This is a genomic window from Janthinobacterium sp. SUN033 (genome assembly GCF_030397595.1).
Classification (GTDB): Bacteria; Pseudomonadota; Gammaproteobacteria; order Burkholderiales; family Burkholderiaceae_D; genus Janthinobacterium; species Janthinobacterium kumbetense.
In genome coordinates this window covers 1,134,799-1,147,586 of record NZ_JAPQNV010000001.1, presented here as the reverse complement: position 1 = coordinate 1,147,586, position 12,788 = coordinate 1,134,799, and the positions used below count along the sequence as shown (strand labels likewise).

The window sequence follows — 12,788 nt, the reverse complement described above, 5'->3', positions numbered from 1 at the left end:
TCACCCTAAAATTTATTAAATTTCAAGTTAAATTCAGATGAAAATTGAAGCCCACGATAAGCAAATACAAGACATTTTCTCACTAGGATATTTCCAGATACCACGCTTCCAACGCCCTTACTCTTGGGAAAGAGATGAAGTGGAAAATTTTTGGAACGATATAATTAATGATGTTTCAGAAAATTATTTCATTGGATCGATGGTCGTGTACCAGGAAAGAAAGCCATATTTTGGAATTGTCGATGGTCAACAGAGATTAACGACTATTACTCTTATGCTGTCTGCAATAAGGAATTCCTTTTTAAGACTGGGTGAAGATAATCTGGCAAAAGGTGTACATAAATTTGTTGAGCAACCGAACATAGATAATGAGGCTGAGTTCATATTAGATGCCGATACATCATTCCCTTACCTCCAAGATCACATTCAATCTTTCAATGGCTTAAAAATAGATTGCGATGTGGGAATTGAGGAACAAAAGTTAAAAAATGCATTTGAGATTATTTGTGCGCGATTGGAGGATGAGGTTCCAACCTCCAATTCCGAAAGTGGTGGTCAAATAAGTATGTTTCCGGTAGATGTTCCAGACCCCATTCTAAAGTTGAAGGAAATTCGGGATAAGGTGCTATCCTTGAAGCTTGTTTTTATTCAGCTAGACAATAAAAGTGATGCGCATCTGATATTTGAAACCTTAAATGCTCGAGGACGTGATTTGCGTACATCGGATTTAGTGAAAAATCTATTGTTAAGCAAGATAAAGGAAGGTAACGCGAAATTGGATTCGGCGAAAGAATCTTGGAATTCATTGATTAGGAAATTCGATGATGCAAGTGAGTCGGAAATAATTGACTCATTTCTTTTGCATTTTTGGATCTCTGAATACAACTACACTACTGACAAGAAATTATTTTCAGCAATTTCAAAATATGTATCCGAGGATGAAAAGAATGCGAATGATTTACTTAAGAAATTAAATCATGCAGCAGCTATTTATTGCAAATTGATCGATCCTGGTGCCCATGAGTGGAGCAGGGAAGAAACTGATGTCAGAGAGTCTCTTAAGGCATTAAGACTATTTAAGGTGAAGCAACAATCATCTATGACACTGGCTCTATTGCGAGCCTATTATGAAAAGCGACTCACCTTAAGAAATTTAAAGGCGTGCCTGAGGAAGCTAGAATATTTTCATTTTGTATTTAATGCTATTACTTCGCAGAGATCGTCAGGTGTTATTGCTACAACGTATTCGAGTCATGCGATTTCCCTAACCGGAGCGAAAGGAAATGATGACATTCAGGCCATTATATCTAGTCTCTTTAATTCCCTGAGGACAAAATTACCGCAATATGAGGAATTTGAGGTGAAGTTTTTAGAGTTATCTTACTTATCTAGTAAGACAAAAAATAAGGGCATTATTAAGTATTGTCTTTCAAAACAATTTGGCGACAAGTTTGGTGGAATTGACATAAATCATGATGCAATGAGTATTGAGCATATAATTTCAGAATCAACCATGAAGGATGGGTTAAGTTCTGATGTTGTTAGCAGCATAGGAAATTTATTACTGGTTGATGAAAAAACAAATTCAGAAGAACTTATGAACTTAACAGTTTCTGAGAAAATTAAGAAATTAGAGGGAAAGGGTTATCCATTGGCCAAGGCTTTAGTTGGAGAGAAATTTCCCGAAAGTTCTGGAGTTCAAGATAGGGCAAGAAGTATTGCCCAACATCTTTATAATAGTGTTCAACTATAGAACTTTCTTTTTTTATGCGGTTGTATGAATTATTTTCCATTGTGGCAAGATATTTTATTTTCTTAAGCGGTGCGTAGGAAGTAATTTCTATCTAGTATTTATGCATTAACGTGGGAATTGATTAAAAATTGCAGACGCAAGATCAAGCCTACAGACGAGGCTTGGTCTTATTACTCCTTGCGCGGCAAGACCGTGTCCTGCCCGCTTTGCTTGAGCACGGCACTGGCGATCTTGCCCGCCGCATCGCGCGTAAACGCCAGTTCCGCGTCGATGGCGCGGAAGAAGAATTGGTCTTTCGCGCTGGCAAACAAGGGGGCGGATCCCATGCCCGTGCCGGCCGCTTCCAGGCCTTGCTTGCCCAGGCTCACCGTCAAGGTGAAATCCTTGTCCAGTGGATATTCGCCAACGTACTCGGCGAGCGCGGCGCGCGGCACGTCGATGGCCGCTTGCGGCTTTTTCAGCGGCGGCAGGGGCGTACCGGGCAGCAAGGTGGACAAGCCCAGCGCATCGACGTCGCGCGCCGTATTCGTCAGCACCACCACGCCCCGCTTGCCGTCCGTCGTGAACGCCGCATAGCTGCTGTAGCCGCCCGTCTGGCCGCTGTGCCAGGCGTAGGCCTGGCCCTGCCGCTGTTCCAGCAGCCAGGACAGGCCGATTTTCGTGTCGTCGCCGGACGCCACCGGACGCTGCGGCTGGATCGCCAGCGCATACGGGCGCAGCGGCTTGAACATATATGCCTGCAGGTAGGCGACCATGTCGCGGGCGCTGGAATACACGCCGCCGGCCGGCGCCACCACATTCAAATCCCAGGCGGGCGTGGCTTCGCCCGACAGCAGATGGCCGGGCGCCAGGCGCGCCAGCATGCCGTGCGTGGGCTTGTTCGAGGTGGAACGCATGCCGAGCGGCACGGCGATACGCTTTTGCAGCAGCGCTTCATAGCTGGTGCCGGCCTGGGCCGCCAGGGCCGTGCCCAGCACGGCGTAGCCGATGTTCGAGTAGTCAAAGGCCGTGCCTGGCGCGCGCGGCAGGTGGTAGGCGGCAAGAAACTGCCGCTGCTTCGCTTCCGTGTAATCGGCATACGGGTTGGCCGGGTCCTTGGGCGCGAAGTTGTCGGGCAGGCGCGGCAGCGAGGAGTAATGCGTGGCCAGGTCGAGCAGGCTGATCGTTTTTCCATCGAAGGCAGGCACGGTATAGCCCGGCAACAAGGCCGCCACGGGCTCGTCGAGCTTGGCCTTGCCATCGACGACGGCGTTGGCCAGCAGCAAGGCCGTCATGGTCTTGGTGACGGAGCCGATCTGGTAGACGGTGTCGGCGCCAGGCTTGGCGCTCTTGCCTGCCTGACTGCTGCCAAAGCCATACACGGCGCTGTCCTTGCCTTCGATCACGGCGATGACGATGCTGGCGTGCAAGCCCGTGCGCGTGAGTTCTTCCGCGCGCTGGCGCACGGCGTCGTCCAGCGCGGGGGCGGCCAGTGCAGCGCTGCCGGCGAGGCAAAGGGGGAGGAGGGCGAAAGTGGGTGTCATGGGTAACCTTGTCCAGAGTGGATCGAAGGCACGCCGGCGCATGGGGAAGGTGGCTGGCATGCCTGGTGAAGGATACGGGCCCAACATGAAGGTTGCCTGAGTTTTATGCTTGCCGGTATGGCAAGGCTTGCGTTTGCTCAATGTTCAGCCATCGGCGCTTCCAGCAGGCACGCCAGCTGCGCGCGCATGTCGGTAGACATGCACTGCAGCAATTCACCGCGCCGGCGCGCATCGGCCCGTTTCTTCGATGGCACGTCGGCCAGGTCCGGCGCCCGGTAGGGTGCGCAGGGCAAGTGATAATTACCGTCGCGCATGCGCAAGGCATGCAATTCCTGCCACGCCAGGTCGTAATCGGCGGCGATATGGCGCCGGCGCCGCGCATTCAGGGCGATGCGGTTGTCATTGCTGATCAAAAACAGGTTATTGCAGGCAAAAAAATCGCCGAAATCGCGCAGCGCCGTCACCATCAGGTTTTTCGGGCGGCAACCGTGCAGCGCCCGCGTGGCCGCCTTCACGGCTTGCGCGCCCGCTTCCGAGCGCAAGCCTTGCAGCGCGCCCAGTTGCAGGGACACGCCATCGGCGCGCGGCAGGAACAGGAAGCTGGCCAGGTAGAACGGCTGGCCGTCGCGCGTCAGGCGCAGGCACAGTTCACCTTCGCGGTAGCTGTCGTGGATGGCCGTCAGCTGCAAGCGGTACAGCGCCCCATCCTTGCCTTCGAACGCGGCCAGCACCACGGGCTGGCGCGCGGCCCGCTCGACCAGGGCGCGCGCCCCCGCTTGCCACAGGAAACGGTAATGGCCTTCCAGCAAGGCCAGTCTGTCCGCGCAACCGAGCCGGCGCGAGGCGTAAGGGCGGTAAATCTTGAAGCGCAAGCAAGGATGCAGCTGCGCCAGCGAATTCAGGCCGGGCATGCTGCCCAGGAAAGCTTGCCAGCGCGTGCGCTGGCGGGGAAAGAAGAGGGCGCCCAGCGCCGCTTTCAGGCGGTGGCCGCTGGCAGGGTGCGGCACGGCGGCGCCGTGGTGCAGGGGTAAAGCGATGTCATTCATGATTCAGCCGGAAAAGGGCAGGCGCTGCACAATGAGAGCCTTGCCAATCTGAATGCTACGCGGGCCAGGTGAATTTCCTATTAAGAAGCCATGCACGCGGGCATTTAGAGGATGGCAACTAAACATTTGCCTTCTGGCAATATGGACGGTTATGCTCGCGGCACCTTCACTCCTGGACTGATGCCGCTCATGAATCGCCGCCCATTGCTTGCCATCTCCATGCTCGTTGCCGCCCTGGCTGTCCAGGCGCAAGACCGCACGGCCGATCCCCTGGGGCCGTTGGCGCAATGCATCAACCGCAGCGAGTTCCAGTTCCGGCAGCAGGACCGCTTGCCCGCGCACGTGACGACGCGCAGCGTCAAGCTGGCGACGGGAGAGGGGCAGGTATCGACGGCCGATGGCTATCGGCTGATGCTGTTCCGCAAGGGCAGCTTGCCCCTGGTGAACCTGAAAATCGAACGCAGCGCCGAAGGCAGGTTTGCCGCCGACCGCGACACCATCGTGGCGCAGATGCAGCAGATGGCCGCCAACAGCAAGGCGCCCCAATTGGTGTCGCTGGAAACGGACACGCGCCAGGGCGTGGAAGTGCTAGGATTGAACAATCCCAATGTCACGCAATCGGCGGGCATCATCAGTTTATATACCTTGCTGCATGCCGCCAGCGGGACGGTCGCCACCGCCTATCTGCTCAACCAGCCGGCGGACAAACAGGAATTCGCGACGGATGCGCAGTACCAGGCCTTGCGCGACCAGTTCATCAGCTCGCTGGCCGCTTGCATGGCCGATCCCGCGCCGTAAGGCAGGCGCACACAGGCACAGGCAAGCCAGGAAAGGAGATCACCGCCATGAAAAAAGCAGAGCCAACTACGCAGTCCCAGGATGGCGCGGTGAGCGCCGAGTCCGCTGCTCGCCTGATCGACGCGAAAATCGCCGCGCTGGCCGACTGGCGCGGCAAGACGCTGGCCACGGTGCGCGCACTGATACGCCAGGCGGACCCGGACGTGGTCGAGGAAGTCAAATGGCGCGGCGTGCCCGTCTGGTCGCACGCGGGCATGATTTGCACGGGCGAAACCTATAAACTGGCCGTGAAACTCACCTTCGCCAAGGGCGCCGCCTTGCCCGATCCGGCCGGCCTGTTCAATGCCAGCCTGGACGGCAACACGCGCCGGGCCATCGACCTGCACGAAGGCGCGCACCTCGATACGGCGGCGTTCAAGGCGCTGATACGCGCCGCCGTGGCGCTGAATACGACACCGAAACCCAAACGGACTCCGACTTGAGACATTATCTGTATCTGTGGCACGACCCGGCCGAGCGCATGCTGGTCGCTTCCGGCATCGAATTCAAGGATTTTCTCCCCAGCCTCGGCGAGGCTGGCGGCATCGTGCTGCGCAAGGGCAGCGCCGGGACGGCCAGGAAGCCGGCCGGCTACCAGACCCTGGCGCGGCAACAGTTGCCGGCCCTGGCCCGGGAAGACCTGCACGCCTGCGGCAGCCATGCCTGGGCCGACTGGCGGGGCGCGGCGCCGCCGCCCCAGGATGCGGACGTGGCCGCGGCGCTGGCCTATCACGCCGCCGCGTCGCGGCGCACGGGGCTGGCCGCCCTGCAAAACCGCTTCCTCGCCTTTGCCCACGACGACGGCTGGTACCTGAAACTGTTGTATGCGGCCTGGGACGATGCAGCGGCTGTTCTCGCTGGCGCCATCCCGCCAGCGCTGGGCACGCTCGACCTGACTGCGCTACGCCAGGGGGGCGACGGTTACTGGCTGCAAGACGGCACGCTCGAAGTGGAATTGAAAACCCACGATATCGACAGCGTGCTGAACCGCCGTTTGTGACCGTATAATGGCATTCCGATAACTGATACGCGCCCGCCATGCTTCGTCCTCATTTCGCCACAGCATCGCCTCGCTTGCGCGCCGCCGCATGACGCCAGCCACGCTTCGGCCATTCGCGCTGGCGGACACGCCTTCCTGCGCCGCCATCCTGGCGCTGGCGGGGCGCGACACCTTCGGCCCTGTCGCCAGCGCCGCCGCTTTCACGGCAGCGACGCAGGGCGAAGAAATCCTCGTTGCCGAGCGTGACGGCATCGTCGCCGGCTTTGCGGCCGTACACACGGGCGACGCGCCCGAGCATTTCCTGCACCATTTGTACGTGCACCCGGCGCATAGCGGACTGGGCATTGGCACACAGCTGCTGGCCGCCGTGGCGGCGCGCTTCGGTCCCCGCCTGAGCCTCAAGACGCAGCTGGCCAATACGGGCGCGCGGCGCTTGTATGCGCGCGCGGGCTGGGTCGAAGACGCCGGCGACGGCGGCGTGGACATCCTCGGCGCGTGGATACGGGTGCGCTACCGCGCCGCACCGCCCGGCCGATGAAAGACCCTGGCGCCATCGACCCCGCCCTGGCGAGAATGATGGGCTGGTTCCTGATCCTGCTCGCCCTTCCCACCGCGTATTTTTCCTTCTGGCGCGCGTATGACAAGCTCGCCTCGCCAGCCTGGCCCGTGACCAGCGCCGAGATCGTGCGCAGCAGCATGTATCAGCGCACGGGCAAATCGCAGGACTGGTGCGTCAAGCTCAGCTACCGCTACAGCGTGGATGGCAAGGCCTACCGCAGCTCGCGCATCGGCGTCTCGCGGATAGGCAACGCCGGCTGCCACCGAGATCAGGCCGTCACGGCCTGGCGCCTGACCAGCATGGCGCCCGGCGCGCACATCCGCGTGCATTACCGGCCGCGCGACCCGAACGATACCGCCGTGTTCCTCGCCAGCCTCGATTTCCTCGATTATTTTGGCGTCGTGCTGTGGGTCGTCCTGTTCGTGCTGGGCGTGTCGGAAGCGCGCAAGCAGGCGCCGCCAGCCGGGTCCGCTTTGCCAAACGTGGCATCCATGGCAGCACGGTCATAGTTTTGCTCGGGCGGCGCGCCGATCGGCGTCAACGTGAAATGCGGCGCATATTCGCCCCCGTCGGCCGTCATCGGGCAGACGAAATAGCGGGGCTAGCCCTGATGGCGGGCGATGCCCGTCCTGGGGCAGTCGTAGCTATCCCAGGCCATCAGCACTCAAACCCGGCGTTGCTCCTTGTTGTCGGTTAGCAGGGCCAGCCTGGCCGCCATGCCGGCATTGTCGCGCAGCAAGCCGTCGCGCTCCTGCGCCAATGCTTCCATTTTCTGCTGCGATAGTTGTCCGTTTTCCGCCAGCATGTCGAGTTGCCGGTCTTGCGCGGCCAGCGCCACCTTGGCGTCGTTCAGCGCCAGCAAGGCCGTGTCGAGCTTGGCCAGCAGCGCGTCGGCGGACGCGGCCGCCTGCAGATACTGAAATTCGAACTGGTCGCGCTCGGGACGCACGGTAGCCAGGGCTTCGCGGTCTGCCGCGGCCTGGGCCGCCAGCGTCGTTTGCTCCGCCTGCAGCTGCGCCAGGCGCATGTCTTGCTGCACCAGCGTGGCTTGCTGGCCTTGCAGGCGCTGCTGCAGCTGGGCGTTGTCCTGTTCCAGGCGACTGATCCGTTGCTGCGCCTGGGCCCGTTCCTCGCTGCGCTGCGTGGCCGCCGCTTCCTGGTAATGGTCGAACTGCGAACGCACCTGCGCCAGCTGGCGGTTCAGGGCGGCGATTTCCTCGCCCCGGTCGGCCAGGCGCTGCGTCAAGCCCGCGTTATCGCTGTGCAAGGTGGCCAGGGTGACGGCGCGGAAATGGTGTTCTTCCTTCAATTGCGCCAGCGCGTGCTGCGTGGCGCGCAATTCCTGGGTGAGGGCGGCGCGCGCCTCCGTCAGTTTCAAGCGCTCCGTTTCCGTCTTCTTCAGCTGCGCCAAAGCCGCGTCGAGTTCGGCGCGATTTTCCCGCATGCCCGTTTCCAGCTGCTGCGCCACGTCGCGCTGCTGCTTGTCGTACACGCCGCGCATCGCTTCCATCAGTTCGGCCGGCAAGCCTGATTCCGTTTTCACGGCGCCCACGCCCTGGAACTCTTCCTTCCAGCGTTTCAGCAGGGGAGCGATGGTGCTTTTGCTGCCCGTGCTGCCCAGCGCTTCGCGCACGCTGTCGACCGTGGGATTGCGCCCATCGGCAGCGACGATTTGGGCTGCTTTCATAACATCAGAGTACAGAATGCCGGTACGGGCCATGAAATCACCTATGAGCGAAATTTAGTAACGTATTACATGATACGTAATATCGCATAATATTACGATATAAATTTTAATCGTTTTTGAAAAATATATATCGCGATAAGATCGCTTATCGCGGGTTATGGGGGTGGTTTGCATGGTATTCTGCGTATTTCCCAGTACACCAGCCCGATTTCAGCGATTCCATGCCCGATTTGCCCCTTTCCAAACGCCGTGTCGCCGCGCCCAAAAGCGCCGCCCTGGCTCCTGTGCCGTTACACGGCGCCCTGATCGATGCCGAGCTTGCCGCGCGCCACCAGGCGTTTCTTGCCGCCGCCACGTCCGACAACACGCGCCGCACCTACCGTTCCGCCATCCGCCACTTCCAGGTCTGGGGCGGGGCGCTGCCCGCCGACGAGTCCACCGTCATCCGCTACCTGCTGGCGTATGCGGACAGCCTGAACGCGCGCACCCTGGCCCTGCGCCTGACGGCCCTGTCGCAATGGCATGTGTACCAGGGCTTTACCGACCCCGCATCCACGCCCACCGTGCGCAAGACCCTGGCCGGCATCGCGCGCCTGCATGGCAAGCCAAAGAAAAAGGCCAAGGCCCTGCCGCTGGAAGACCTGGAGCTGATCGTCGCCAGGCTGGCCGCGCTGGGCAGCGTCAAGGCCTTGCGCGACAGCGCCTTGCTGCAACTGGGCTTTTTTGGCGGTTTCCGGCGCAGCGAACTGGCGGGATTGACCCTGGAAGACGTGAGCTGGGAGCCGCAGGGCATGGTGATCACCGTGCCCCGCTCGAAAACGGATCAACTGGGGGAGGGCATCGTCAAGGCGATCCCATTCGGCGACGGCGTCTGCTGCCCGGCCACGGCCTTGCGCGCCTGGCTGGCCGCGGCGCACATCCGCACTGGGCCGCTATTGCGCCCCGTCAATCAATGGGGCCACGTGAGCGCGAAAGCGCTGCACGCGAGCAGCATCAATACCATACTGGAAAGCTGCGCCAGGCTGGCTGAGCTCGATTACGTGCCGGAACTGTCGAGCCACAGCCTGCGCCGCGGCATGGCCACCAGCGCCCACCGGGCGGGCGCCGATTTCCAGGCCATCAAGCGCCAGGGCGGCTGGCGCCACGACGGCACCGTGCATGGCTATATAGAAGAGGCGGGCCGCTTCGAGGAAAATGCGGCGGGGAGTTTATTGAAGGCGAAGAGGAAGCCGGCGGGGTGAGGGCGCCCTGCAAGATCTTGCAGCGGCCAGTCAGCGGATGCCCATGCGGGCGCAGCGCCGTGGGGGATTAAGCAGGGGCTACGTCGACACGCTCAATTTCCAGCTCGGTGGCGGAGCTTAATTGCGCCGCAATGAGAGCGCTCATATCCACGTCCGCACCGCCATCGGATACGTCCGCGCAGGTATCGATAATTAGCTGAAAACAGTTGTCGCGCATCTCCCGCGTGTCCAGATCCGGCGGCGGAGGCGCCAATAGCGCGATTTCCAGTCCAAGCGCGAAGGCGCGATACGCCGGATATTCCTCGTATTTCCCTTCCTCGTCAGGCGAGAATCTGATACCCAGTGCCGCAGCCAGAACGACAACCGTGGATTCGAAGGACAGCGTTGGCCGAATGTTCAGACAAGCCGTAAAGTAGCTTCCACTTTGACAATTGCGCATGCAACCTCTGGTGTAAATTTAAAATAGATGATCTCTTGTCATGTCACTTATGGACGCCCGCTCCTGGCCGGCTGAAGCTACCTCAAATGCCATACTTGTTGTGAACAGCGGCCTTCAGCTCAGCCTGCGACAAGCCTCCTCGCCGCCAAAACTCAAAAAAATACTCCAATGTTTCGGCAGAAGCGCCAATATCCATAGGATGCAAGACGCAGATGGCAGCTCTTATTTTCAAAACGTCGGGCTCGTCCGATTGATCGCGCCCTTCAATGGCCCGCCAGAGGCGTACACGCTCAGCAATGACTTCCTCTGCCATTGCCGCGCCGGTGACGTATCGATTCGCCACAGCTGCGGCTGATTTAGCAGCCTCAGGCAATTGTGAAGTCACTCTTCCTATCGCCTCAATCATGAATCGCTGAGCTAAAAATTGTTCCGCAGGGTCATCCAGGTCCACCGCAGATGCAATAGCATCAAAAAGTCTCTTATTCAACATTTGCATTAAGTTTCAGTGATTGCTCGGGGCCGCTTCAGGTCGGCTGCGGTCGCTGGCGACTATCGCCCCATTGCGGACCTTTATTTGACATCATGTCCCTGGGAGATTTCGGCGCAATAATGTTGCTCAAACTCCGCGCGGCTGGAGACACTCCCCCATAGCGTCGAAATGTAGTGGAATTCAAGTTCGAACGGCTCTTCGAAAGCGCTTACGTCTGTCGCGTATTCGCAATTCCGACTCAGCATTCCTAGCCAATTTGGGTATCCCAATTTCGAATAGAGCTGTGTCAGCTTCATGTCGATTGTCCAGATCGTTTCCTTGCCTTGGAGATAAGCGTTCCTGAGCTCTACAATATATTTTCCCGCCGCCAGCTGGTCATCGAGCCGCTCAGAACCTAGATATCGCTCAACGATCACTGCTACCAATGGCAGCACCTCATCAAGTCCTCTTGCACTTGCCAGCAAGATTATCTCTAAGTCATCGTCCTCTTCGTCCAAGTCCAGGCGCTCCACTGCCCAATCGACACATGCGGCACACACAGCACCGTTGACAAAGCCATGACGCAGTTTGAAATACAGGGTTTCGAGTTGAGCAATACTCTTCATGTTACCTTTGGATCTCAACATTTTTAGGCGAGAAAAACGGCTGCTTTTGGCCGAATCCTGGCCGATAGCGGACAGCCAGAATGGCGCAGTGTATGGCATTGTTGCTCTTTTGAAAAGCAAAAGACAGGAAAGTGATTTTACGAAGCGTTCTTGGACAATGCTTTGATGAAATGAATGCGCTCCCTGGCCGGGTCGCCAAAGTGCTCCACGGCTCTTATTTGATAGCCATTGCGGATCAGCAAGCGCAGCATGGCCGGATAGCGGTTCATCGATTTTACGGTGATGGCCGCAAAGCCGTGCTCGCTGGCCCAGGCTTCCTGGGCTTCCAGCAGGCGCTGCGCCAGGCCCGTCTTGCGGTGCGCGGGCAGCACGCCGCCGAGCCAGCTATACAAGGAGCCATCCTCGGCGGCATAGCCCAGCTTACAGCCGACGGGCTGGCCGTCCGCTTCCGCGATCAGCACCAGCGCGCCGGCGGGCAGCCGGTCCTGCAACTGCGCCAGACTGCGCTCTTGGTCGAACTCTGGGATGGCCTGCAGCACCTGCCAGGCTTCCTCGATGTTGCCAATACGGATCATGCGGCCGCTTGTTCCCGCTGGGCCGGACGGATGATCATGCAGGTGGCCGTCGCGTGCGCATACACTTTACCGGCTTCGTCGCGGATCGTGCCTTCGGAAATGACCAGGTTGCGTCCCGCATTGATGACTTTGCCTTCCGCGTAGACCGTCACGTTGAAGGGCAGGGGGCGGCACATCTTGATGTTCAGGTCCGTCGTGCCGTAGCTTTCGCCGGCCGGCAAGACCGTGTGCGTGGCGCAACCCGTGACCGTGTCGAGCACGGTGGCGGCAAAACCGCCGTGCACGCCGCCCATGGGATTGGTGTGGTTTTCATTCGCCGTCGCCGTGAAGATGACCCTGCCGTGCTCGATCGTGTGGGCGTCCATGGGCATGGTCTTGGAAATGCCGGGCCGGGGAAACAGGCCTTGCGCGAAAGCTTGCATCAGTTGCAAGCCGGTCATGTCGTTGGGGTGCATGGTAACTCCTGTGGGGTGAAGGTTGGGTTAAACGTCTTGCCGATTAAACGTCTTGCTGGAAACGCAGGCGCGAGGCATGCAGCAGGAAGCGGGCGACGACGGCCAGTTCCTCTTCGCTGAAACCTTGCTTCAGTTGTTCATTCAGGCTGTCGAGCAGGGGCAGGGCGGCGGCCAGCACCTCGCCGCCTTTGGGCGACATGTGCAGGGTGCCGGCGCGCGCGTCGAGCGCCGACTGGCCGCGCACGATGAGGCCATTTTCTTCCATGCGCGTCACCAGGCCCGTGACGGCCGAGTTTTTCAGCTGCAGCGCCCGCCCCAGATCCTTCAATTGGCAGCCTTCCTCGCCTTTCAGGGCAAACAAGGCGACCACTTGCGTGCCGGAAAACCCCAGTTCGCTGGTAAACACGGCATCGGCCGAGCGAAACAGGTTCTGGCGCGCCAGATTGAGCAGATTGAACAGGCGCGGCGAGCGCTTGCCCAGCGGGCAGGCGGCGGCATCGGGTAGGTCTGGGGTGGGGGAGGTATTGGTACGCATGCGGAGTATACTACTACGTATGCGTAATAAATCAAGTGTCGAT

16 protein-coding genes are annotated in these 12,788 nt (G+C 59.0%); 7 read left to right on the top strand and 9 right to left on the bottom strand.

The window, feature by feature from the left end:
- The first annotated feature begins 37 nt into the window (after positions 1-37).
- Positions 38-1,753 carry a DUF262 domain-containing protein gene (locus OX460_RS05415; protein WP_289897949.1) on the top strand — a complete coding sequence of 572 codons (1,716 nt, stop codon included), beginning with the start codon at positions 38-40 and terminating at the stop codon, positions 1,751-1,753.
- Positions 1,754-1,923: 170 nt separating this feature from the next.
- On the opposite strand, the gene OX460_RS05410 is transcribed toward OX460_RS05415, so the two are convergent.
- Together OX460_RS05410 and OX460_RS05405 are read right to left on the bottom strand one after the other, a co-directional pair.
- A complete protein-coding gene (locus tag OX460_RS05410) occupies positions 1,924-3,276 on the bottom strand; it encodes a serine hydrolase (protein WP_289897948.1) in 1,353 nt (450 codons plus the stop codon).
- A gap of 137 nt (positions 3,277-3,413) precedes the next feature.
- On the bottom strand, positions 3,414-4,322 hold the full coding sequence (locus tag OX460_RS05405; protein WP_289897947.1) for a DUF535 family protein: 909 nt from the start codon (positions 4,320-4,322) through the stop codon (positions 3,414-3,416).
- A gap of 189 nt (positions 4,323-4,511) precedes the next feature.
- Here OX460_RS05405 and OX460_RS05400 point away from each other — a divergent pair, with 189 nt between their 5' ends.
- From OX460_RS05400 to OX460_RS05380, 5 genes are all read left to right on the top strand, one after another.
- On the top strand, positions 4,512-5,120 hold the full coding sequence (locus tag OX460_RS05400) for a hypothetical protein (RefSeq protein ID WP_289897946.1): 609 nt from the start codon (positions 4,512-4,514) through the stop codon (positions 5,118-5,120).
- 47 nt (positions 5,121-5,167) lie between these two features.
- On the top strand, positions 5,168-5,602 hold the full coding sequence (locus tag OX460_RS05395; protein WP_099668017.1) for a DUF1801 domain-containing protein: 435 nt from the start codon (positions 5,168-5,170) through the stop codon (positions 5,600-5,602).
- Entirely contained in the window at positions 5,599-6,159 is a 561-nt protein-coding gene (locus OX460_RS05390) for a hypothetical protein (protein WP_289897945.1), read from the top strand. Before OX460_RS05395 ends, OX460_RS05390 begins: the two co-directional genes overlap by 4 nt.
- Before the next feature lie 88 nt (positions 6,160-6,247).
- Positions 6,248-6,697, top strand: coding sequence for a GNAT family N-acetyltransferase (locus OX460_RS05385; protein ID WP_289897944.1), 450 nt, complete (start codon positions 6,248-6,250; stop codon positions 6,695-6,697).
- Positions 6,694-7,227, top strand: coding sequence for a DUF3592 domain-containing protein (locus OX460_RS05380; RefSeq protein WP_289897943.1), 534 nt, complete (start codon positions 6,694-6,696; stop codon positions 7,225-7,227). Before OX460_RS05385 ends, OX460_RS05380 begins: the two co-directional genes overlap by 4 nt.
- Before the next feature lie 155 nt (positions 7,228-7,382).
- Here the strand turns inward: OX460_RS05380 and OX460_RS05375 are convergent, their stop codons facing one another.
- The gene (locus OX460_RS05375; protein WP_289897942.1) at positions 7,383-8,405 is read right to left on the bottom strand and encodes a DNA-binding protein; all 1,023 of its coding nucleotides are present in this window, start codon (positions 8,403-8,405) and stop codon (positions 7,383-7,385) included.
- Positions 8,406-8,689: 284 nt separating this feature from the next.
- On the opposite strand from OX460_RS05375, the gene OX460_RS05370 reads away from it, so the two are divergent.
- Positions 8,690-9,646: a tyrosine-type recombinase/integrase gene (locus OX460_RS05370; protein ID WP_289897941.1), complete on the top strand. Its 957-nt coding sequence runs from the start codon at positions 8,690-8,692 to the stop codon at positions 9,644-9,646.
- A 67-nt stretch (positions 9,647-9,713) separates the two neighbouring features.
- On the opposite strand, the gene OX460_RS05365 is transcribed toward OX460_RS05370, so the two are convergent.
- The 6 genes from OX460_RS05365 to OX460_RS05340 form a co-directional block, all read right to left on the bottom strand.
- Positions 9,714-10,085: a hypothetical protein gene (locus tag OX460_RS05365; RefSeq protein WP_289897940.1), complete on the bottom strand. Its 372-nt coding sequence runs from the start codon at positions 10,083-10,085 to the stop codon at positions 9,714-9,716.
- An 82-nt stretch (positions 10,086-10,167) separates the two neighbouring features.
- Complete coding sequence (locus tag OX460_RS05360) at positions 10,168-10,581, bottom strand: hypothetical protein (protein ID WP_289897939.1); 414 nt, start codon at positions 10,579-10,581, stop codon at positions 10,168-10,170.
- 74 nt (positions 10,582-10,655) lie between these two features.
- On the bottom strand, positions 10,656-11,279 hold the full coding sequence (locus OX460_RS05355) for a hypothetical protein (protein WP_289897938.1): 624 nt from the start codon (positions 11,277-11,279) through the stop codon (positions 10,656-10,658).
- Positions 11,280-11,317: 38 nt separating this feature from the next.
- Positions 11,318-11,755, bottom strand: coding sequence for a GNAT family N-acetyltransferase (locus OX460_RS05350; RefSeq protein WP_289897937.1), 438 nt, complete (start codon positions 11,753-11,755; stop codon positions 11,318-11,320).
- Positions 11,752-12,210 carry a PaaI family thioesterase gene (locus OX460_RS05345; protein WP_099668007.1) on the bottom strand — a complete coding sequence of 153 codons (459 nt, stop codon included), beginning with the start codon at positions 12,208-12,210 and terminating at the stop codon, positions 11,752-11,754. The genes OX460_RS05350 and OX460_RS05345 overlap by 4 nt, the downstream gene beginning before the upstream one ends.
- Before the next feature lie 43 nt (positions 12,211-12,253).
- On the bottom strand, positions 12,254-12,745 hold the full coding sequence (locus OX460_RS05340; protein ID WP_289897936.1) for a MarR family winged helix-turn-helix transcriptional regulator: 492 nt from the start codon (positions 12,743-12,745) through the stop codon (positions 12,254-12,256).
- Positions 12,746-12,788: the final 43 nt, after the last annotated feature.